Genomic DNA, 20,177 nt, shown 5'->3' on the forward strand with positions numbered 1-20,177 from the left:
GGGAATAGAGATAGGGAGGAAAAATTCCTCACTTCCCTACACTCCTCCCTTTCCCTACTCCCTACCTCCCTACTCCCTACATTGAAACGAGGCTTTGAATCATGACAACAACCAACAACACCATACCCACAACGAACGAAGAGAAGAAAGAACTACTTAAGGAAATTATTGAAGCTTACCCAGAGAAAGGCGGTAAGAAGCGGGCAAAACACCTCAACGTATACGAAGAAGGAAAATCTGATTGCGGAGTTAAATCCAACATCAAATCAGTTCCGGGAGTAATGACCACTCGTGGTTGCGCTTATGCAGGTGCTAAGGGTGTGGTTTGGGGCCCAGTCAAGGATATGATCCACATAAGTCACGGCCCTGTTGGTTGTGGTTACTATTCCTGGTCTGGTCGTCGTAACTATTACATCGGTATTACAGGTGTTGATACCTTCGGTACCATGCAGTTTACCTCCGACTTCCAAGAAAGAGACATCGTATTCGGTGGTGACAAAAAACTGGCGAAGCTGATCGATGAAATGGAAGAACTCTTCCCCTTAAGCAAAGGGATTACCATTGAATCTGAATGTCCAATTGGTTTGATTGGAGATGACATCGAAGCAGTCGCCAAGAAGAAAGCTAAAGACACAGGTAAGCCAGTAGTGCCTGTACGTTGCGAAGGTTTCCGGGGTGTTTCTCAATCTTTAGGACACCACATCGCTAACGACACCGTAAGAGACTGGGTACTCCCCAAAGCAGACCAATACCGTCAAACTCCCGAAGGTTTCGTTCCCGGCCCTTATGATGTGAACATCATCGGTGACTATAACATCGGTGGAGACATTTGGCCCTCTCGCATTCTGTTAGAAGAAATCGGCTTGCGCGTACTTTGCCAATTCTCTGGCGATGGTACATTTAACGAAGTAGTAATGACCCCGTTAGCAAAATTGAACTTGATTCACTGCTATCGGTCTATGAACTACATCTGCCGTCACATGGAAGAAGCTTACGGTATTCCTTGGATTGAATACAACTTCTTCGGCCCATCTCAAATTGCTAAATCTCTTCGCAAAATCGCCTCGAAATTTGACGAAACTATCCAAGCTAAAGCAGAAGAAGTTATCGCCAGATATCAACCCCAAGCAGATGCAGTAGTTGAAAAATATCGCTCTCGTTTGGCAGGCAAAACCGTAATGATGATGGTTGGTGGTCTGCGTCCACGTCACATCGTTCCAGCTTTTGAAGATTTGGGAATGACCGTAATTGGTACAGGTTATGAATTCGGTCACAACGACGACTACAAACGTACTGCTGAATACGTTGAAGACGGCACCATTATTTACGATGACGTTTCTGGTTATGAATTTGAGCAAATCGCTGAAAAAATGAAACCAGATTTGATCGCTGCTGGAATTAAAGAAAAATACGTCTTCCACAAGATGGCGTTACCATTCCGGCAAATGCACTCCTGGGATTACTCTGGCCCATATCACGGCTATGACGGATTTGCAGTGTTTGCACGCGACATGGATTTAGCGATCAACAACCCAACTTGGAGTTTGATTAAAGCTCCTTGGAAGAACGAAGACTAAGGACTAGTTTGGGGACTAGGGACTGGGGACTGGGGACTGGGAAATTTAGCTTTTCGATTCGATTTCCTTTAGTCACCTCCTCTTACCTTCCCCGCACTGCACACTACAGAAGAAGTCCAGACAGTAGCGAAAACATAGGAGAAAAATCATGGCTCAGAACGATGTAAATAAAGTTGCCGACCACTTTGACCTATTCCACCAACCAGAATATCAAGAACTGTTCGAGAACAAAAAACAATTTGAAGGCAGACATTCGGACGAAGAAATCGATCGGGTACGCGAATGGACTAAGACTTGGGAATATCGGGAAAAGAACTTCTCTCGTGAAGCCTTAACAGTTAACCCAGCGAAAGCTTGCCAACCTTTAGGTGCGATTTTTGCGGCTGCTGGTTTTGAAGGTACTCTACCTTTTGTACATGGTTCTCAAGGTTGCGTTGCTTATTTCCGTACTCACTTAACCCGGAATTACAAAGAACCATTCTCTGCTGTTTCCTCTTCGATGACTGAAGATGCGGCGGTGTTCGGTGGTTTGCAAAACATGATTGAAGGTTTGGCAAACGCTCATGCTCTTTACAAGCCAAAAATGATTGCTCTGTGTACAACTTGTATGGCAGAAGTAATCGGGGATGACTTGGGTGCATTTATCACCACTTCTAAGAATCAAGGTTCTGTGCCTTTAGATTTCCCAGTTCCTTACGCTCATACTCCTAGTTTTGTGGGTTCTCACATTACTGGTTATGACAACATGATGAAGGGTATTCTTTCTTGCTTGACTAAGGACAAGAAGACAGAAACCAAGAATGGCAAATGGAACTTTATTCCTGGTTTTGATGCTTATACCAGCAATATTCGGGAATTGAAGAGAATCTTCAATTTGATGGGTGTTAATTACACTGTTTTGGCTGACAATTCGGATTCTTTTGATGCTCCGAATGAAGGCGAATTCGTGATGTACAATGGTCTGACCACTTTGGAAGAAGGTGCAGATTCTATCAATGCTGAAGGTACGATTTCTTTCCAAGCATACTCCACAGAAAAAACCCTGAACTACATCAATACTGAGTGGAAGCAAGAAACCGCAGTTTATCGCCCAGTTGGTATTCGCGGTACTGATGAATTCTTGCAAGCGCTTTCTAAGATTACCGGACAACCTATTCCTCGCGAATTGGAAGTTGAACGGGGTCGCGCTATTGACGCAATGAACGATTCCCAAGCTTGGTTGCATGGCAAAAAGATTGCTATGTATGGCGACCCTGATTTGGTAATGGGTTTGATTAGCTTCTTGTTAGAAGTTGGTGCAGAACCTACTCACATTGTTGTTACTAACAGCAACGAAAAATTTGAAGCTGAAGCAAAAGCTTTGTTAGCTTCTAGTCCTTATGGTGCAAATGCAACTGTTTGGGGTGGCAAAGACTTGTGGCACCTACGCAGCTTGATCTTCACTGAACCAGTTGATTTGTTGATCGGCAACTCCTACGGTAAGTACCTGTGGCGTGATATCGGTGTGCCCCTGGTTCGCATTGGCTATCCAATTTTCGATCGCCATCACCTACACCGCTATCCTATCTACGGCTACCAAGGTGCATTGAACCTACTCAACTGGATTGTTAACACCATCCTCGATGAGTTGGATCGCAAGACTGACATTCCTGGTAAGACCGATATCTCCTTTGACTTGATTCGGTAGAGGTGATTGGGGACTGGGGACTGGGGACTGGGGAATGACAGGCAAGATGCCTGTCCTACACCCTACCCCCTACACCCTAACCCCTACACCCTAACCCCTACCCCCTACCCCCTACCCCCTACCCCCTTTACCTGCTCTTGCTCGCCATGTCTACTATTACTCACGATCACGATCATCCGATTCCCAGAGGCCGCCCTGGTTTTGATATTTTATTCCCGTTGCGGCAGTGGGTTGATAATTTAAAGGTAAGCGATCGCAAATTAGCTCATTTCCTTTGTAAGTTTATTCCCTGCTGCTGCCCTTTTGAAAGAGATGTGACTTTATTCGGTCACACTTTTCATATCCCCCCTCTTTGTAAATTAAACCCTCTGTATTACGAATTTGTTTCTCTGCGTCTCCGCGCCCTTTGTTACCTTGCTGATGATTGCGGTGAGGATGTCAGCAAATACCTCTGTTAATGGGTAATAGGTAATCGGTAATAAGTAATCGGAAATAACCAATTACCAAAAACCAATTACCAAAAGCCAAGAATTAATCAATAATTACCAATTACCAATTACCAATTACCAGGAGAGTCATGAAAATTACTCAAGGTAAAATCAACGAACTTCTCAGCGAAAAAGCTTGCGAACATAATCACCACAAAGACGGGCAAAAGAAGAACAAATCTTGTACGCAACAAGCCCAACCTGGTGCTGCTCAAGGTGGTTGTGCTTTTGATGGTGCTAGTATTGCTTTAGTACCTGTTACAGATGTAGCGCATTTGGTTCATGGTCCGATCGCTTGTGCGGGAAATTCTTGGGGAAGTCGCGGAAGTCTTTCTTCTGGCCCTAGTCTTTACAAAATGGGTTTTACCACCGACTTAGGTGAAAATGATGTCATTTTTGGTGGTGAGAAAAAGCTCTACAAAGCAATTGTAGATGTGCAAAATCGTTACCAACCAGCGGCGGTTTTTGTTTATTCAACTTGTGTAACTGCGTTGATTGGTGATGATTTAGATGCCGTTTGCCATGCTGCTTCCCAAAAAATTGGGATTCCGGTAATTCCAGTTAATTCTCCCGGTTTTGTTGGCAGCAAAAACTTGGGTAATCGCATCGGTGGCGAATCATTATTAGAATATGTTGTCGGAACTGAGGAACCAGAATATACCACTCCTTATGATATTAATTTGATTGGGGAGTACAACATTGCTGGGGAAATGTGGGGTGTTCTACCTTTATTTGAAAAGTTAGGCATTCGCGTTCTGGCAAAAATTACAGGTGATGCCCGTTACAAGGAAATTTGCACCGCCCATCGCGCCAAACTCAATGTGATGATCTGCTCAAAAGCACTGATCAACATGGGGAGAAAGATGGAAGAAAAGTATGGGATTCCTTTCATTGAAGAATCTTTCTATGGCGTTGATGATATGAATCGTTGCTTGCGAAATATTGCCGCTAAAATTGGCGATGCAGATTTGCAAGAACGAGTTGAGAAATTGATTGCTGAGGAGACAGAAAAGCTAAACCAAGCCCTTGCACCTTATCGCGCCCGCTTACAAGGTAAACGAGTGGTACTTTACACAGGTGGCGTAAAAAGTTGGTCAATTATTTCTGCTGCTAAAGATTTAGGAATGGAAGTAGTCGCCACGAGTACGAAGAAAAGTACCGAAGAAGATAAGGCAAGAATTAAAGAATTGCTGGGCAAAGACGGCATGATGTTGGAAAAGGGAAATGCTGCCGAGTTACTGAATGTAATTGAGAAAACTAGGGCAGATATGTTGATTGCTGGAGGCAGAAATCAATACACAGCTTTAAAAGCAAAAATTCCTTTCCTTGATATTAACCAAGAACGCCATCATCCCTACGCAGGTTATGAAGGAATGGTGGAAATGGCAAGGGAATTAGACGAAGCACTTCACAGTCCAATTTGGGAACAAGTACGTCAACCTGCACCTTGGGATTAGGGACTGGGGACTGGGGATTGGGGATTGGGTAATTTCCCTTTCTATCTACCAATTACTATCACCAACGACCAACTACCAACTACCAACGACCAACTACCAATTACCAAAAGAAATGGCTACTGTACTTAACCCAAAAAAACCCGTTGCTGTTAATCCTCTCAAACAATCTCAACCGCTAGGTGCAGCGTTAGCTTTCTTAGGTTTGAAGGGAATGATGCCTTTATTTCATGGTTCCCAAGGTTGCACAGCTTTTGCTAAAGTAATGTTGGTGCGGCACTTCCGAGAAGCGATTCCTTTAAGCACTACGGCGATGACGGAAGTTACCACAATTTTAGGGGGAGAAGATAACATCCAAACGGCGATTTTAACTTTGTTGGAAAAGGCAAAACCGGAAATAATTGGTCTTTGTACAACAGGGTTAACGGAAACTAGAGGTGATGATATGGAAGGTATCATCAAACAGATTAAAAAACGCCATGAAAGTATCAATGAGTTACCTTTAGTTTACGTTTCTACTCCTGATTTTAAGGGTGCTTTGCAAGATGGTTATGCTGCTGCTATTGAAGGAATTGTAGGTCAAATTCCAGAGAAGGGCGAAACGCAAAAAGATCAAGTCACAATTTTGGTGAGTTCGGCTTTTGCGCCTGGGGATGTGGAGGAGATTAAGGAGATTGTAACTGCTTTTGGGTTAAAGGCGATCGCAATTCCCGACCTTTCTCAATCGCTAGATGGGCACTTAACTGATGGTGATTTTAGTGCTGTCACTACAGGTGGTACAAGTGTAGCCGAGTTGCGGAGTGTGGGTGCTTCTGCTTTTACCTTAGCTATTGGTGAAAGTATGAGGGGTGCAGCCGAAATTTTACAGCAAAGATTCGGCACCGAATATCAAGTTTTTACCCGACTAACAGGGTTAAAAGTTGTTGATGATTTTCTCGTCAAACTATCCCAATTAAGTGGGCAACCTATTCCCCAAAAATATCGTCATCAACGGGGGCAATTGCAGGATGCCATGTTAGATACTCACTTCTATTTTGGACGGAAGAAAGTATCTTTGGGATTGGAACCAGATTTGTTATATTCGACTAGCTGTTTTTTACAGGAAATGGGGGCACAAATTCAAGCTGCTATCACTACTACCCAGTCACCTTTATTAGCAGAAATACCTGTGGAATCTGTGACAATTGGTGATTTAGAAGACCTGGAAAATTTGGCAGTTGGTTCGGATTTGTTGATTACTAATTCCCAAGGGAAGAGGGTTAGTAAGAAACTAGGTATACCTCTTTATCGCCAGGGTTTACCGATTTACGATCGCTTAGGCAACGGTCACTTTGCCTCCGTTGGTTATCGCGGAACTAAGGAGGTTTTATTCAGAATTGGCAATATTTTATTGGAGGAAGAAGAGACAAAACATAAACATTAAATCTTTCTTTTTTTACGCCCATTTAATCTAAAAAAGGAGTAGAATTATGAAAATTGCATTTGCTACAAACGACAAAGTTCATATCAACGCTCACTTTGGTTGGGCAAAGCAAATGACAGTTTATGAGGTGTCAACTGAAGGCTATCAATTAGTAGATACCCTAGACTTTGAAGGCGACCTCAAAGAAGATGGCAATGAGGATAAATTAGAACCCAAATTAAACGCTTTAGCTGACTGCAAAATTGTCTATGTTTCAGCGATCGGCGGGAGTGCAGCTGCGAGATTAATTCGCAAAAACGTCACTCCAATTCAGTCAAAAACTGAAGCAGACGAAATTGATGATGTCCTGGGAAGGTTAGTAGAAACCTTAAAAGGAAGTCCTCCACCTTGGTTGCGAAAAGCATTGGGACAAGAAACAAAATTCCGAGATTTTGAAGCTGACTAAAAGGCTCTCACTGGTAAATTTAGATACTTAAATCAAGAGGAAATCGAAGTACAATGACAACAACGGAAGCTACCCCCCAAATTAGTGCTGAAGAGTTAATTAAAACTACACCACTTCTGCAAGAAATAGTCCGTCAACTCCGCGCCCACGATCCTTATGGTACTTTCCGTAATTGGTCAGATGAGTTGATTCTCAAACCTTATGTTGTTACCAGAGAGCAAAAAAAGAAGATTTCTGTTGATGGCGAAGTCGATGTAATTACTAAGTCCAGGATTATTACTTTCTATCGTGCGATCGCATCTTTAATCGAACAAGAAACTGGATTACTTTCTCAAGTCGTCATCGACTTAAGTCATGAAGGTTTTGGCTGGGTTTTAGTATTTTCTGGTCGCTTATTATTGGTATCAAAAACCCTGCGCGATGCCCAACGTTTCGGCTTTGACTCTTTGGAAAAATTGGTAGCTGAAGGCGAAAAAATTGCCAAATCTGGCATTGAATTAGGTAAGAAATATGGGGATGTTGCCCAGCTTTAGTCAACCGACTTTCGATTTTGAATTTTCGATTGACTAAAAGGGAGAAAAACTATGGTGCAAGCAGACGTTGCAACTTCCAGCCAACCTAGCATTGAGGAGTTAAAAACTCAAATTAAACGCCTCAATAGCAAAGGTGGACAACTAAAAATGGAGCTTCATGATTTAGCAGAAGGTTTACCAACTGATTTCGAGCAAATCATGGAAGTAGCTTCTAGAACTTACGAGCTTTATTGCGAGCTAGATGAACTGAAGAAACAACTAAAAGCACGGGAGCAATAAAAATGACAGAAAGTTTAACAGAATTTCGCAAACTCACTGATGCTGAACAATATTTTCAGTTTTTCCAACTCCCTTACGATCAGCAATTGGTAAATGTCAACCGCTTGCACATTTTGAAGAAATTCTCTCACCTAATGGCTGAAATTGATACTAATTTTCCTGATGACAGTGATGAAGAGAAATTAGAAAGATATAAGGATGCTCTGATCGATTCTTATAACTTGTTCATCACTTCTTCAGGGGTAGAACAAAAATTGTTCAAAGTATTCAAAGAAAAGCCCAAAAATGTGGTTCTTCTCTCTGAGTTAGAAGCATAAATCAGGAGAATTCAAATGTTAAACCTTACACCGACGGAAATTGAAACCTACCATCGCCAAATGATGCTTCCTAATTTTGGAGAAGCAGGACAACAAAAACTCCGCCAAGCAACTGTATTAGTCACAGGTGTAGGGGGATTAGGCGGTACGGCGGCGCTATATTTGGCGGTGGCTGGAGTTGGTAGACTGATCCTAGTTCGGGGTGGCGAATTGCGCCAAGATGACATGAACCGTCAAATTTTAATGACGGATGATTGGGTAGGAAAACCAAGAGTTTTCAAAGCTAAGGAAACCCTTTCTGCTATTAATCCAAATGTAGAAATTGAGGCAATTCCTGAATATGTCACCCCAGAAAATGTGGATTCTTTGGTATTACAGGCAGATGTCGCTCTTGACTGCGCTCATAACTTTGACGAACGGGATTTATTGAATGCTGCTTGTGTGCGTTGGCGTAAGCCAATGGTAGAGGCGGCGATGAATGGAATGGAGGCTTATTTAACCACAATTATTCCGGGAAAAACTCCTTGTTTATCTTGTATTTTCCCCGAAAAACCTGATTGGGATCGCCGCAGTTTTGGTGTTTTAGGAGCAGTTTCGGGAACGCTAGCTTGTTTGACAACCCTAGAAGCAATCAAGGTAATTACTGGTTTTGAAAAGCCTCTGTTATCTGAACTTTTGACGATGGATTTGGGAGGGCTAAATTTTGCCAAACGTCGCCCCTACCATGACCCTCATTGTCCCGTTTGTGGCAATCATAGCCATTAGTGGAGATCCCCCCTAACCCCCCTTAACAAGGGGGGAACCAGAGGACTAACCCCCCTTACAAAGGGGGGAACCAGAATTAACATCATTAATTTCAAAGTCCCCCTTATTAAGGGGGATTTAGGGGGATTGCCTACGGCACGCTACGCGAACAAAAATGCTGGAACTCACTAGCAACTTACGTTAGTACACTTTCACCTACTATCATCTGAAGGAGATTTTATGACAGTTACTTTAACTGAAAAAGCAGCACTTCGTCTTCGCACTTTCTTAAGAGCTTCTAATGCAGAAGATCCAAGTGCGCCTCGGAAAGCTGTGAGATTAGGAGTAGGTGATGGTGGTTGCAGTGGTTACGAATATAAAATGAATATCACCAGCGAATCTGCACCTGATGATTTGGTATTTGAAGAAGACAAAGTGTTGTTTTACATTGACAAAGCAAGTGCGCCTTTATTGGAAGGAATCCAAATTGATTTTGTTGATGGTTTAACTGAGTCTGGGTTTAAGTTTAGCAATCCTAATGCAACGGATTCTTGTGGCTGCGGTAAGTCTTTTAAAGTGGGAGATTGCACTCCTGCTGGTACTTCTTGCAGTTAACTAGATGAGCAAATTACTTGAATTGAAGAATTGTCCGAGGTTCCAAAAATGGCTACTACCTACAAAGTACGTTTGATTCAGAAAAAAGGTAAAAATATCGTATCTGACCAAACAATTGAGGTCGATGAAGATACTTATATTTTAGATGCGGCGGAAGAACAAGATATAGAGTTACCGTCTTCCTGTAAATCTGGCGGTTGTTCTAGCTGCGTTGGTAAAATTGAGGAAGGTGAGGTTGATCAAGAAGACCAAAGCTTCTTGGATGATGAGCAATTAGGTAAGAAATACGTGCTACTTTGTGTAGCTAAGCCTCTCTCTGATTGTACGATTCGGACTCATCAAGAAGCTTATCTTGTTTAAAAATCTGTTCGCATTTTTTCTACATAGAAGTCGTAGTTTGTTATGCAAATTCTACGGCTTCTAAAATTCCCTTTTTAGATTTGCGATCGCTCTTTCTCAAATCTAAAACCATTTTACTGTCAGTTGACATGGATGAAGGAATGAAATGAGGAAACATTTTTGGTGGTATTTGTTAGCTACTTTGGAAATATTGATTTATTTACTCATTAGTGTTAATTTGACAAATCCATCAATTATACCTGTTAAATCTACTCTAATTTTCCGAGAAGTTTTACTTCCTTCAAGCATGACACCCTAAAAATACTTACGCACTCTTGTCGGTTTTAACCCCAATAAAATGATTAGCGAAGAATACTTAGCTCATGAGTTTGCTAAGATAGTCGATCGAATTCACCCCAAATTAGGAAAATTACTCCAAAGCTGCTATGTAAAAGTAGTCGAATTTTCCGTTAAAAGGCTAAAAAAACGATTTTATTATATTACTATATATTGTCCAGATCACCTAATCCCGGAATTACAATCTGAGAAAAGTTTGCTCAAAGATATTGCCGAAAATATGGGATTAGTAGATGTAACTTGTCTCAATGCTTCCAAGTTATTGCGCGATCCTTTATCTCAATTGAAGCAAGAAAACCCCCATCTTTGGATGGAATTATACTGGATTGCGACGCACTTTAAATAATATTGCGATCGCTCTCTTCTCCTGAGTTGATTTAGTAAATTATATGTTAGCTTATAATTGTCATAATCAATCACATTTTTTCTAGCCCCTGACCATCTTTCACTCAAAATACTACTATTGTAGTTATGTGTTTTTGAGATTAGGAACAAGGGGTTTTTATTATTGATAAAATCAGCAAATTTCTGGGAAATAGTAGTTTATATTACAAGCAGAATAGACAATTTAAATCATACTAAGTTTTAGTTGTTGTTGAACTTAGTGCTGTCATGTTGAATCAAGGTTTTACGGTTTGTCTATCTTCCCTAGAGTTGCTTGAACCTGATGAACAGGGTGTAGTAAGTAGTTTTCGTAATCTCAGCGAAACTACTCTTCAAAGAGTTATAGCAATGGGAATTAAGTTGGGAAGTGTTGTTTCTCTGCAACAGCGTTACCCTACTTTTATTGTTAAAGTTGGCAATATTTCTATCGCACTGGATAAAGAAATTGCCCGTGCTATTGTTGTGCGAATTAATCAATAATAAATTACCAAAAAAATGTGTAGGATAAAATCGCTGAGGTAGTTCTCAGCTAAAGACAAAAACTACACTCAGCAGTTGATATTTTAATCGACAGCTACCATGACATCTGAGGATTTTATCACAGCATAAACTTCCTTACCTTCTTCAATTCCCAGGCTTTCAGCTGAAGCTTTGGTGATAATAGATGTTACTTCTACTCCAGGGGCAAGTTCTACAACAACTTCTGTATTAACTGCACCGGGAATGACTTGTTTAACTGTACCTTTAAGCGTGTTACGAGCACTAATTTTCATTTTTTTACCTATGCGTAGATTTCTTGCTCAGTTATGGTAGCAGATTATTCACTACTTATTTGATAAAGTCAAGGTTTGATAACATTTACTGTTCTATGGCAATCATCACATCTGAGGATTTAATTACCACGCAGACTTCTTTTCCAGGCGCGATCGCAAACCGTTCCACTGAAGATTTAGTAATTACAGATACAATTTCTACATTAGGGGCAATCTCTACAATTACTTCTGCGGTGATATCGCCGATTAACACCTGTTTCACCTTACCCCGAATGTTGTTGCGGGCGCTAATTCCCAACACTTGATAGGTGGATGGAACTGTTGATTTTACCTCTGTTACACTAGAAGAATTTTGGGAAACTTTTTGCCATTGTTGAGTTAAACCGCGAACTAACTCCCGCAATACTTCAGTTTTAGAGCGTTGCGATTCTTGGCAATACTGCTCTAATAAATTGCGCTCTTCTTCCGAAGATTGAAAAGTAATCCAACCTTGTTCTTTTCTGGGCATAGACATTCACCAACTTTGTTGGTATAGTATTTTCATTCTTGGCTCGATCATACCAATCAGCCAGTCCTAATAGTCATTTAGCTGACATAGCCAAACAAACTTATCTACTGAAAAATGACCAAAAGACGAGTTATTGCCTTTATTGGTTGGATTCTTGCTGCCTTAATTTTAGTAGTTGGCATCGGGGTGTGGAATCAAAAACCGATCGCCGCTCAAGGTAACTCTACAATAATAGTTTCTGCTGCGGCTAGTTTAAAAGATGCTTTGGACGAAATCAAACCACTTTACCAAAAAAACCAATCCAAACGTCACAGTTAATTACAACTTTGGTGCTTCCGGCGCGTTACTCCAACAAATTGAAAATGGTGCCCCTGCGGATGTATTCATTTCTGCCGCACAAAAGCAGATGAACGATTTACAACAAAAGAATCTGATTGTACCAGAAACCAGACGTAATTTGCTAACTAATACTGTTGTTTTAATTGCGCCGAAAAACTCCAATACTGTCACCAGTTTCAAAGGTTTAACATCTCCCAACATCAAACGGATTGCTGTTGGTGAACCTCGCAGCGTACCAGTAGGACAATATAGCGAAGAAATCTTTAAGAATTTGGGAATTTTAGACCAACTAAAACCCAAGTTTACCTACGGTAACAGCGTTCGCAATGTTCTGGCAGCAGTGGAAAGCGGAAACGCCGATGCGGGTGTTGTTTATGCTACAGATGCCAAGATATCGGATCAAGTAAAAGTGGTAGAAACTGCGGCAGCAAATCTGCATTCTCCAGTAGTTTATCCAATGGCAGTGCTAAAAAATAGTAAAAACGCAGCCGCTGCTAAGGAATATGCTCAATTTTTGCAGAGTGCCAATGCCCGCAGTATCTTTACAAAATACGGATTTGGTATCGCTAAATAGGGGTAAAAATTGAGTGAACGCGACGGATTGGTTACTAACTAACGATGGCATCTGCCAAGCTTGTAAAGCTGTAAGAGAATGGGAATTATTACGAGAAGAATATCGCTTCTACCGTTTTCTGACAGAAGTCGAAGATGCCATAATTCAAGCTTCAGACGAAAGCAGTTTATTACCAGAAATCCGTCGGTTAGTACGTCAGTTAGTCCTCAATTCTTACTGGGTACAAACTCAATATTCAGAAGCTTCTCCCCAAACTGGCGCTTCCGTATTAATTTTGTACGATGAAATCGGGTTTCCCTTAACAGTGCAAACAGTTACCTTCGCTCCGGGTACTGTTTCTACGATTCATAATCACGGAACTTGGGGAGTAGTAGCAGTAATCAAAGGTAGAGAAAAAAATACCTTTTGGCGCAGAACGAATAACCCAGAATTTCCCGATCAAATTGAGAGAGTGGGAGAAAAAATTTTAGAACCTGGAGACATTATTAGTTTTACCCCAAACGCAATTCATAGCGTAGAAGCGATCGGGGACGAACCAACAATTACTTTTAATATTTACGGTGAAACTAATAGTAAAACCAGATTTGAATATGATTTGGAGACGGCAACGGCGAAAAAGTTTTGAAATAGTATAAAGAACGATGCCTAACGATTTATCCCCTTTGTGGATTTCTTTAAAAACTGCTTCTATAGCAACGATCGTAACTTTCTTTCTGGGAATTGCAGCAGCTTATTGGATGTTAGGTTATCGGGGAAAAGGAAAAGCAATAATCGAAGGTATCTTTGTTTCTCCCTTAGTTTTACCACCAACAGTTGTGGGTTTTTTACTGTTGATGTTGTTGGGAAAAAATGGCCCGATTGGTAAAATTTTACAGATAGTAAACATTGATATTGTGTTTACTTGGTACGCTGTAGTAATTGCTTCAACAGTAGTCGCTTTTCCCTTAATGTATAAAACTGCATTAGGAGCTTTTGAACAAATTGATAACAGTTTACCAAGTGTAGCTAGAACTCTGGGAGCTTCAGAATTTAGTATATTTTGGCGAGTAAGTTTTCCTTTGGCGCTACCAGGAATTTTAGCGGGAGCAACGTTGGCTTTTTGTCGCGCTTTGGGTGAATTTGGCGCTACTTTAATGTTAGCAGGAAATATTCCCGGACAAACGCAAACTTTGCCGATCGCCATCTATTTTTCCGTAGAAGCAGGAGCAAATCAAGAAGCATGGATTTGGGCTTTAACAATTATCGCCATTTCGTTTTCTGCAATTAGTAGTGTAAATTTTTGGGAACAGAAAAGAAAACAAAAGTCAAAAATAGGCAGAATTAACAAATCAACAGAAATAACTCCAACTACCAACTACCAACTACCAACTACCGACAATTCCGGTTTATTTGTAGATATTCAAAAAAGATTAGCTGATTTTACTTTAGATGTGAGTTTTACGAGTAGCGATCGCCCATTAGGTTTATTAGGCGGATCTGGTGCAGGGAAAAGTATGATTCTGCGCTGTATCGCCGGAATGGAAACACCCGATCGCGGAAGAATTGTTTTAAATGGGAAAGTGTTGTTTGATGCGGCACAAAAGATTAATGTACCTTCTCGCGATCGCCAAGTTGGTTTCCTATTCCAAAATTACGCTTTATTCCCTCATCTAACAGTCGCCCAAAATATCGCTTTTGGTTTACCGAAAAACACACCTAAAACTAGAATCAAAGAATTAGTAACCGCGCAATTGGCGAAAGTAAGATTGGAGGGATTTGGCGATCGCTATCCCCGTCAACTTTCTGGAGGCGAACAACAAAGAGTTGCTTTAGCCAGAGCCTTAGCCAGCAATCCCGAAGTATTATTATTAGATGAGCCATTTTCCGCGCTTGATACTTATTTACGGGCGCAATTAGAAGAACAATTACAGTTAGTTTTAGCTGAATATCCCGGCGTTACTTTGATGGTTTCCCATAACTTAGAAGAAACTTATCGAGTTTGTGAAAATTTGTTGGTGATCGATCGGGGAAAAGCGATCGCATCTGATTCCAAACAAAACATCTTTGAACATCCCGGAACTTTCCGCACTGCTCAAATTACCGGATGTAAAAACTTTTCTCGTGCCGTAGCTCAAACTTCCCAAGAAATAGAAGCAATTGATTGGGGATGCACCCTAAAATTAATTGAACCAATTCCCGAATCCCTAGCTTTTGTGGGAATTCGCGCCCACCAAATTAGCTTTCCTAAAGATACCAACCAAGAAAAAACAGAAAATTCCTTTCCCTGTTGGTTAGCTCACACCAGCGAAACTCAACACCGAATGACACTTTATATCAAACTCAATTCTCCTCCCAACAGCCCCCAAGATTACCACTTACAAGCGGAAGTTTTCAAAGAAAAATGGGCAAAATTAAAAGATCGCCCCTTCCCTTGGCAAGTTTATCTACATCCGCTGAGACTGATGCTGATGTCAGAGTGATAAGAGCGCTAAAGCGCAACTACGTACTTTATACATAAACTCTTTGATTTGACAATCAGAAGAATTGCTCTAATATTTAATCAGTTATCCTCGTTACAGTCTTAAAGATTAAATTAGATCTGCTACAGTTGAATAGTGGCAATGCTTTCGGACTCTTTAAAAAAGATTATCAATGATCTTGCTTGTTTGAGGCTTTTTTAAGAGGAATTCTTGACAATAATCCGACAAACAAAATATTAAAATAATCTGTAATTGGTTTGTTTGTTGCGATCGTAATTCTTGTCTTCATCAATAAACAAGCTAATTTGAGGAATTAATATTAGTAGGGGTACTAGTATTTTTGAGTAGTTTTTAATTATAAATAATTTATAAAATAGTTCATAAATAACTTTTTATTTCGCTAACTGTTCTTGTTTCCTGACATTTAAAACTCTAAACTATAAAATTGAGTACCACAGATAAATTGCTGGTAATATATCAGTGGGCTAGATTTTATGCAAAAATCTCAACCCAAGCCCTGAAGAGTAAAAACTTGAGGAAGATATACGCATTCTGGGCTAGTTCCTAATTTCAGAGGGAAAAGAGATTTTCTCTTAAATGCGATCGCAAAAAAGCGTAATTCTTCCCAAAAAAAATTGCCCTAACAGTTACTTGGCTAAACCCAAGTTGCCTGAAGGGGCTGAACAAAAAGTAAAGTTCCTATTGCTATCATATCGAATCTTTTCAGGGAATTTGACAATTTCGTAACAATTGTGGCGAATGAGTAAAGTTTTTTACTCACAAATCTAATTTATGGAGCGGTGAATCATGAAAGCTAAAGATATTATGACCCAAGACGTAGCAACTATTCGCGGTTCTGCAACAGTAGCCCAAGCAGTTAGACTAATGAGATTGAAAGAAGTGCGGGCGTTAATTGTGGAAGCTCGGAATGAAGAAGATGCTTATGGTATAGTTACCGAAACGGATGTAATTGCCAAAGTCGTCGCCTACGGAAAAGATCCCAAACAAGTGCGCGTTTGTGAAATAATGAGTAAGCCTTGTATCGTAGTTAATCCTGACCTTGGTGTTGAATATGTAGCCCGGTTATTTGCTAATACTGGTGTATGGCGTGCGCCTGTAATTCAAGGAGAATTAATTGGTATAATTTCTGTGACTGATATCCTGAATAAAGGCGATTTCATCGAACAACCAAAACTAGAATATTTAGAACAACAACTGCAAAAAGCTATCTCCAACGCTCGTGCTACTACTGCTAATTTTGGTGCTGAATCTGAACAAGCGGTAGATGCTTGGGATTTGGTAGATGAAATCGAAGCAGAAGCGATATTTTATGGCGCACCAAAACCAGAAAAAAGTGCCAGAGAACAGTTCCAAGAACCACAAGCAGTAGCAGTTAATTAAAAACTAATCCCTCAGTTTCACAACACCAAGATGTTGGCTTACCTTCACGCTCCAACAGCTGAAACTGAGTGGAATTAGAGATAGACAAAAGGAAAAAGCATATCCCTGGTTCGTTGTGAGCACTTTAGTGCTTTTATCCGAGGAATGTACGACTGAAGTCGCTACAACAAACGAAACTTTTTCCTTTTGTTTTTCCTTATTAGGTTTTGTTTAAATCACCCAATCATTGACTTTTTGCCTATCAAAACTGAGAATTTGATAGGTTTTTTATCTGCCTACAATGCTTTATCCCATTCTAGCTGATGACTTAAACCATATTTAATAAAGTCTTCTTCTGAAGCTTTATCATTTTTACCAAAAACCCCTAAACTATAAGGATTTTCTTGCATTCTTTCTTTAACTAATTCTTGTTCAAACTGACTCACTTCGGCTCTAGGTTTATCAGTTTTAAAGAAATCTACAACCAAAACAGTTCTGTCATAATCGGTGTAATTATGGGGACAATGAGGGTAGCTATGATCTAAAACTAAAAATTCGCCTTCATGCCAATAAAGTTTATCATGGCATATTTTCATTGCTATATCTCCAGGCGGAACAATTAACCCTAAATAACCCCGATTCATGTGTGGGTTATAGTTAACATGAAGTTTCACGTCTAACCCTGGATGAAATGTACCAAAATAAACGTTTCTTAAAACATTATCAGTGATTTCGTTGGTTTTGGCGATCGCACTACTCAACCGAGGAAAATACTTTTCTCTTAATTCAAATGCTTTTTGCGGTACATCTTGTGATTCGTAATGGGGATAGGGGATTTGGTGCGATCGAATATATTCTTCTATAAACTTACCTTGAAATAATACCCCAAAAGCGCTATATTTGGAGTTACCTTTTGTTTTAATGGTTTTGTTTTTGGGCCCCATTACATCTAAGCTAAACTGCAATTCTTCCTGCGATGCTTGATTCTTGAAGTTGGTGAATTCATCTCTAATTACTTGCCAGTTTTCTTGCAGTTCGTTCAGAAAAGTAAATTGTTTGGGGTTTAAGTTATATTCGGTAAATGTTGTCATTGTCTTTTCTCCTGAGTTTGAGTGAGTGTTATTTTGAGTCTAAATGATTTTTTTGAACCGCTCCAGACGCAGAGGACGCAGAGAGAGGAGAAGGAGGAATTTTTACAATTGATTTGGGATTGCTATATAATTTTGATGCTAGAAGTTTTATTTTAAACAATTAGTTTAACTGAGTGTAACAAGAGGCGTTGTGTCTGAAACTCTATTGCTAGATAGAATTATCAAAAATGTCCGTGTAGTTCGTCCGAATCAATCATCGGTTGAATGTTTGGATTTGGGAATTAAGGATGGTAAATTTAGTCAGATTTCGCCGCAAATCAGCCCGGAACAGGGTAAAGAGGTGTTCGACGCGCAAAATCTGCTCGGTTTTCCCGGAGTCGTTGATGCTCATACACACATCGGGATTTATCAACCCCTTGAACAAGATGCGATTAGTGAAACTAAAGCAGCAGCTATGGGGGGAGTGACTACTACTTTAAATTATATTCGCACGGGTCAGTATTATCTGAATAAAGGTGGTTCTTACAGGGATTTTTTCCCAGAAGTGTTGGTTTTGTCAGCGGGCAATTTTTTTGTTGATTACGGTTATCATATCGCGCCAATTAGCCCACAGCATATTGAAGAAATGCAGTGGTTATTTGAGGAACATGGGGTTGCTTCCTTCAAAATTTTTATGTTTTATGGTGGATATGGTCTGCATGGATTGTCGGATCAACAAAATTTGTTTTTAATGATTAATAAGGACGATCGCTACGACTTAGCCCACTTTGAATTTATCATGCGGGGATTGTCCCAACTACGAGAACGCTACCCCGATAAACAAAACAAAATTAGCCTCAGTTTGCATTGTGAACTAGCCGATATTCTCAATGCTTACACCAAAATTGTGCAACAAGATACTAGCCTCACCGGACTTAATGCTTATAGCGCGGCTCGTCCGCCCCACTCCGAAGGATTAGCCATTTGTATTGCATCTTATCTGGCGCACGAAACGAACTGCGTTAACATTAATTTACTGCATCTCAGTTCTCGCAAAGCTGTAGAAGCAGCGTTAATGATGCAAAAAACTTTTCCCCACATCAACTTTAAACGAGAAGTTACGATCGGTCATTTATTATTAGATGTAAATGCGCCCACAGGTAAATGGGCTAAAGTTAATCCCCCCATTCGTCCCCGTGAAGATGTGGAATTTTTATGGAATGCAGTATTAGAAAATCAGATAGATTGGATTGTCAGCGATCACGCTTGCTGTTCAGCAGAACAAAAAGCAAGTTTGCGAGATCCGAATAATATATGGTTAGCTAAATCTGGCTTTGGTGGAACAGAATATTTGCTTTCCGGCGTGATTAGCGAAGGAAGCAAACGAGGAATGTCTTACAATCAAATGGCAAAATTATTATGTTGGAATCCCGCACAAAGATTTGGCTTATCGCAAAAAGGAGACATCGCTGTAGGCTATGATGCTGATTTGGTTTTAGTAGATCCCAATGAAACTTTTGTTGTGCGTGCTGCGGAATCATTTTCCCAACAAGGTTACACTCCTTTTGAGGGAATGGAGTTAACAGGAAGAGTGAAAAATACATTTTTGCGTGGTAATTTGATTTTCGATCGCACACAAATAATCGGTTCTCCTCAAGGGATTTATTTAAAGCGATCGTAATGATTGAATTAACTCATATCTTGGACAATTAAATAGTGTAGGGGCGAAGCATTCGGGCGACAATTCCTGAAACTTAACCAAGATATAACAATCCGAATGCTTCGCCCTGTCTTGGCGCGAAATTTAATCTTCTTCCTCTTCAGGCGGACGAGTCAAAATATCTAAAATAATCGATGCGCCAAACTCATTTTTTGGATCAACTTCCTTAACTCGCGCCGTCGCTTCTTTCGCCTTTTCCAGTTCACCCATTTTTGCTAAAACAAAACCCGAAGCAGCATAAGCATTGAGAAATAATCTAACTTGAGGGTCTTGCGATCGACTTAATAAAATAGGTTTCAACTCTTCCCAATCATCAGGAAATTCTTGAGCATCTTTGATCAAATTAGTTAACTTTTCCACTACTTGTAAAGCTTGCGGATACTTATACTTATAAACAAAATAACGATAAGCAGTTACTAGAACTTCTGGATTATCAGTTTTTGCTAAAGCATCATTAATATACTTTTCCGACTCTGCCGTATTATCCCAATTTTTCGCCGCCAAAACCAACAAATCTTTAACTTCGGCGGGAACATCGTACCAAGAAAAACTTCTATCTGTAACTTGCATAACGTAAGACCTAATTGAGAGAGTTAGACGTAGGGTGCGTTACATCATCATTGTTTGTTGTAGCGACTTTAGTCGTATATTCCTGAATTAAAGGGAACACTGAAGTGTTCACAACGAACGTTGATTTACACACCCTACAAAG

At 40.3% G+C, this 20,177-nt stretch carries 22 protein-coding genes and 1 pseudogene; 19 read left to right on the plus strand and 4 right to left on the minus strand.

Translation table 11 applies throughout. The features are described from left to right. The first annotated feature begins 101 nt into the window (after positions 1-101). From nifD to ACE1CI_RS02340, 14 genes are all read left to right on the plus strand, one after another. Positions 102-1,577: a nitrogenase molybdenum-iron protein alpha chain gene (gene nifD, locus ACE1CI_RS02275; protein ID WP_413268181.1), complete on the plus strand. Its 1,476-nt coding sequence runs from the start codon at positions 102-104 to the stop codon at positions 1,575-1,577. A gap of 148 nt (positions 1,578-1,725) precedes the next feature. After that, positions 1,726-3,264, plus strand: coding sequence for a nitrogenase molybdenum-iron protein subunit beta (gene nifK, locus ACE1CI_RS02280; protein ID WP_413268182.1), 1,539 nt, complete (start codon positions 1,726-1,728; stop codon positions 3,262-3,264). Between the two features lie 146 nt (positions 3,265-3,410). Beyond that, entirely contained in the window at positions 3,411-3,722 is a 312-nt protein-coding gene (locus ACE1CI_RS02285; protein ID WP_413268183.1) for a Mo-dependent nitrogenase C-terminal domain-containing protein, read from the plus strand. Between the two features lie 119 nt (positions 3,723-3,841). Continuing rightward, positions 3,842-5,209, plus strand: a complete 1,368-nt coding sequence (gene nifE / locus ACE1CI_RS02290) for a nitrogenase iron-molybdenum cofactor biosynthesis protein NifE (RefSeq protein ID WP_413268184.1) — start codon at positions 3,842-3,844, stop codon at positions 5,207-5,209. Between the two features lie 112 nt (positions 5,210-5,321). Next, the gene (nifN, locus tag ACE1CI_RS02295) at positions 5,322-6,629 is read left to right on the plus strand and encodes a nitrogenase iron-molybdenum cofactor biosynthesis protein NifN (protein WP_413268185.1); all 1,308 of its coding nucleotides are present in this window, start codon (positions 5,322-5,324) and stop codon (positions 6,627-6,629) included. A gap of 46 nt (positions 6,630-6,675) precedes the next feature. Beyond that, positions 6,676-7,074 carry a nitrogen fixation protein NifX gene (gene nifX / locus ACE1CI_RS02300; protein WP_413268186.1) on the plus strand — a complete coding sequence of 133 codons (399 nt, stop codon included), beginning with the start codon at positions 6,676-6,678 and terminating at the stop codon, positions 7,072-7,074. Positions 7,075-7,127: 53 nt separating this feature from the next. Continuing rightward, on the plus strand, positions 7,128-7,607 hold the full coding sequence (locus ACE1CI_RS02305) for a NifX-associated nitrogen fixation protein (protein WP_413268187.1): 480 nt from the start codon (positions 7,128-7,130) through the stop codon (positions 7,605-7,607). Between the two features lie 51 nt (positions 7,608-7,658). Next, positions 7,659-7,886 carry a CCE_0567 family metalloprotein gene (locus ACE1CI_RS02310; RefSeq protein ID WP_413268188.1) on the plus strand — a complete coding sequence of 76 codons (228 nt, stop codon included), beginning with the start codon at positions 7,659-7,661 and terminating at the stop codon, positions 7,884-7,886. A 2-nt stretch (positions 7,887-7,888) separates the two neighbouring features. Next, entirely contained in the window at positions 7,889-8,203 is a 315-nt protein-coding gene (nifW, locus tag ACE1CI_RS02315) for a nitrogenase-stabilizing/protective protein NifW (RefSeq protein WP_413268189.1), read from the plus strand. 15 nt (positions 8,204-8,218) lie between these two features. Next, the gene (locus ACE1CI_RS02320; protein ID WP_496615195.1) at positions 8,219-8,968 is read left to right on the plus strand and encodes a ThiF family adenylyltransferase; all 750 of its coding nucleotides are present in this window, start codon (positions 8,219-8,221) and stop codon (positions 8,966-8,968) included. Between the two features lie 219 nt (positions 8,969-9,187). Then, the gene (locus ACE1CI_RS02325) at positions 9,188-9,562 is read left to right on the plus strand and encodes a HesB/IscA family protein (protein WP_413268191.1); all 375 of its coding nucleotides are present in this window, start codon (positions 9,188-9,190) and stop codon (positions 9,560-9,562) included. 48 nt (positions 9,563-9,610) lie between these two features. Further along, positions 9,611-9,922: a 2Fe-2S iron-sulfur cluster-binding protein gene (locus tag ACE1CI_RS02330; protein WP_413268192.1), complete on the plus strand. Its 312-nt coding sequence runs from the start codon at positions 9,611-9,613 to the stop codon at positions 9,920-9,922. A 337-nt stretch (positions 9,923-10,259) separates the two neighbouring features. Continuing rightward, positions 10,260-10,604 (plus strand): hypothetical protein, encoded by a 345-nt coding sequence (locus tag ACE1CI_RS02335; protein ID WP_413268193.1) that lies wholly within the window; start codon positions 10,260-10,262, stop codon positions 10,602-10,604. 266 nt (positions 10,605-10,870) lie between these two features. Continuing rightward, positions 10,871-11,122 carry a FeoA family protein gene (locus ACE1CI_RS02340; protein ID WP_413268194.1) on the plus strand — a complete coding sequence of 84 codons (252 nt, stop codon included), beginning with the start codon at positions 10,871-10,873 and terminating at the stop codon, positions 11,120-11,122. Positions 11,123-11,205: 83 nt separating this feature from the next. Here ACE1CI_RS02340 and ACE1CI_RS02345 read toward each other — a convergent pair whose 3' ends face one another. Together ACE1CI_RS02345 and ACE1CI_RS02350 are read right to left on the minus strand one after the other, a co-directional pair. Beyond that, on the minus strand, positions 11,206-11,415 hold the full coding sequence (locus ACE1CI_RS02345; RefSeq protein WP_413268195.1) for a TOBE domain-containing protein: 210 nt from the start codon (positions 11,413-11,415) through the stop codon (positions 11,206-11,208). Positions 11,416-11,500: 85 nt separating this feature from the next. After that, positions 11,501-11,923, minus strand: a complete 423-nt coding sequence (locus tag ACE1CI_RS02350; protein ID WP_413268196.1) for a TOBE domain-containing protein — start codon at positions 11,921-11,923, stop codon at positions 11,501-11,503. Between the two features lie 114 nt (positions 11,924-12,037). Between ACE1CI_RS02350 and modA the strand changes: the two are divergent. The 4 genes and pseudogenes from modA to ACE1CI_RS02370 all read left to right on the plus strand — a co-directional run bounded on the left by modA (position 12,038) and on the right by ACE1CI_RS02370 (position 16,696). Continuing rightward, positions 12,038-12,836: pseudogene (gene modA / locus ACE1CI_RS02355) on the plus strand (molybdate ABC transporter substrate-binding protein). Between the two features lie 13 nt (positions 12,837-12,849). Then, the gene (locus tag ACE1CI_RS02360; protein ID WP_413268198.1) at positions 12,850-13,461 is read left to right on the plus strand and encodes a cysteine dioxygenase family protein; all 612 of its coding nucleotides are present in this window, start codon (positions 12,850-12,852) and stop codon (positions 13,459-13,461) included. Positions 13,462-13,477: 16 nt separating this feature from the next. Continuing rightward, entirely contained in the window at positions 13,478-15,295 is a 1,818-nt protein-coding gene (gene modB, locus ACE1CI_RS02365; RefSeq protein ID WP_413268199.1) for a molybdate ABC transporter permease subunit, read from the plus strand. An 807-nt stretch (positions 15,296-16,102) separates the two neighbouring features. After that, entirely contained in the window at positions 16,103-16,696 is a 594-nt protein-coding gene (locus ACE1CI_RS02370) for a CBS domain-containing protein (RefSeq protein ID WP_413268200.1), read from the plus strand. Positions 16,697-16,971: 275 nt separating this feature from the next. On the opposite strand, the gene ACE1CI_RS02375 is transcribed toward ACE1CI_RS02370, so the two are convergent. Continuing rightward, complete coding sequence (locus ACE1CI_RS02375) at positions 16,972-17,766, minus strand: aspartyl/asparaginyl beta-hydroxylase domain-containing protein (protein ID WP_413268201.1); 795 nt, start codon at positions 17,764-17,766, stop codon at positions 16,972-16,974. Positions 17,767-17,956: 190 nt separating this feature from the next. Here ACE1CI_RS02375 and ACE1CI_RS02380 point away from each other — a divergent pair, with 190 nt between their 5' ends. Next, entirely contained in the window at positions 17,957-19,426 is a 1,470-nt protein-coding gene (locus tag ACE1CI_RS02380; RefSeq protein ID WP_496615196.1) for an amidohydrolase family protein, read from the plus strand. Between the two features lie 123 nt (positions 19,427-19,549). Here ACE1CI_RS02380 and ACE1CI_RS02385 read toward each other — a convergent pair whose 3' ends face one another. Next, positions 19,550-20,035, minus strand: a complete 486-nt coding sequence (locus ACE1CI_RS02385; protein WP_413268203.1) for a hypothetical protein — start codon at positions 20,033-20,035, stop codon at positions 19,550-19,552. Positions 20,036-20,177 lie beyond the last annotated feature (142 nt).

It is taken from the genome of Floridaenema flaviceps BLCC-F50, assembly GCF_041929275.2.
Lineage (GTDB): Bacteria > Cyanobacteriota > Cyanobacteriia > Cyanobacteriales > Aerosakkonemataceae > Floridanema > Floridanema flaviceps.

Bases quoted from the DNA above. Each gene is read 5' to 3' on its own strand.
- nifD (WP_413268181.1), top strand. From the start codon at position 102: ATGACAACAACCAACAACACCATACCCACAACGAACGAAGAGAAGAAA.
- nifK (WP_413268182.1), top strand. From the start codon at position 1,726: ATGGCTCAGAACGATGTAAATAAAGTTGCCGACCACTTTGACCTATTC.
- ACE1CI_RS02285 (WP_413268183.1), top strand. From the start codon at position 3,411: ATGTCTACTATTACTCACGATCACGATCATCCGATTCCCAGAGGCCGC.
- nifE (WP_413268184.1), top strand. From the start codon at position 3,842: ATGAAAATTACTCAAGGTAAAATCAACGAACTTCTCAGCGAAAAAGCT.
- nifN (WP_413268185.1), top strand. From the start codon at position 5,322: ATGGCTACTGTACTTAACCCAAAAAAACCCGTTGCTGTTAATCCTCTC.
- nifX (WP_413268186.1), top strand. From the start codon at position 6,676: ATGAAAATTGCATTTGCTACAAACGACAAAGTTCATATCAACGCTCAC.
- ACE1CI_RS02305 (WP_413268187.1), top strand. From the start codon at position 7,128: ATGACAACAACGGAAGCTACCCCCCAAATTAGTGCTGAAGAGTTAATT.
- ACE1CI_RS02310 (WP_413268188.1), top strand. From the start codon at position 7,659: ATGGTGCAAGCAGACGTTGCAACTTCCAGCCAACCTAGCATTGAGGAG.
- nifW (WP_413268189.1), top strand. From the start codon at position 7,889: ATGACAGAAAGTTTAACAGAATTTCGCAAACTCACTGATGCTGAACAA.
- ACE1CI_RS02320 (WP_496615195.1), top strand. From the start codon at position 8,219: ATGTTAAACCTTACACCGACGGAAATTGAAACCTACCATCGCCAAATG.
- ACE1CI_RS02325 (WP_413268191.1), top strand. From the start codon at position 9,188: ATGACAGTTACTTTAACTGAAAAAGCAGCACTTCGTCTTCGCACTTTC.
- ACE1CI_RS02330 (WP_413268192.1), top strand. From the start codon at position 9,611: ATGGCTACTACCTACAAAGTACGTTTGATTCAGAAAAAAGGTAAAAAT.
- ACE1CI_RS02335 (WP_413268193.1), top strand. From the start codon at position 10,260: ATGATTAGCGAAGAATACTTAGCTCATGAGTTTGCTAAGATAGTCGAT.
- ACE1CI_RS02340 (WP_413268194.1), top strand. From the start codon at position 10,871: ATGTTGAATCAAGGTTTTACGGTTTGTCTATCTTCCCTAGAGTTGCTT.
- ACE1CI_RS02345 (WP_413268195.1), bottom strand. From the start codon at position 11,415: ATGAAAATTAGTGCTCGTAACACGCTTAAAGGTACAGTTAAACAAGTC.
- ACE1CI_RS02350 (WP_413268196.1), bottom strand. From the start codon at position 11,923: ATGCCCAGAAAAGAACAAGGTTGGATTACTTTTCAATCTTCGGAAGAA.
- modB (WP_413268199.1), top strand. From the start codon at position 13,478: ATGCCTAACGATTTATCCCCTTTGTGGATTTCTTTAAAAACTGCTTCT.
- ACE1CI_RS02370 (WP_413268200.1), top strand. From the start codon at position 16,103: ATGAAAGCTAAAGATATTATGACCCAAGACGTAGCAACTATTCGCGGT.
- ACE1CI_RS02375 (WP_413268201.1), bottom strand. From the start codon at position 17,766: ATGACAACATTTACCGAATATAACTTAAACCCCAAACAATTTACTTTT.
- ACE1CI_RS02385 (WP_413268203.1), bottom strand. From the start codon at position 20,035: ATGCAAGTTACAGATAGAAGTTTTTCTTGGTACGATGTTCCCGCCGAA.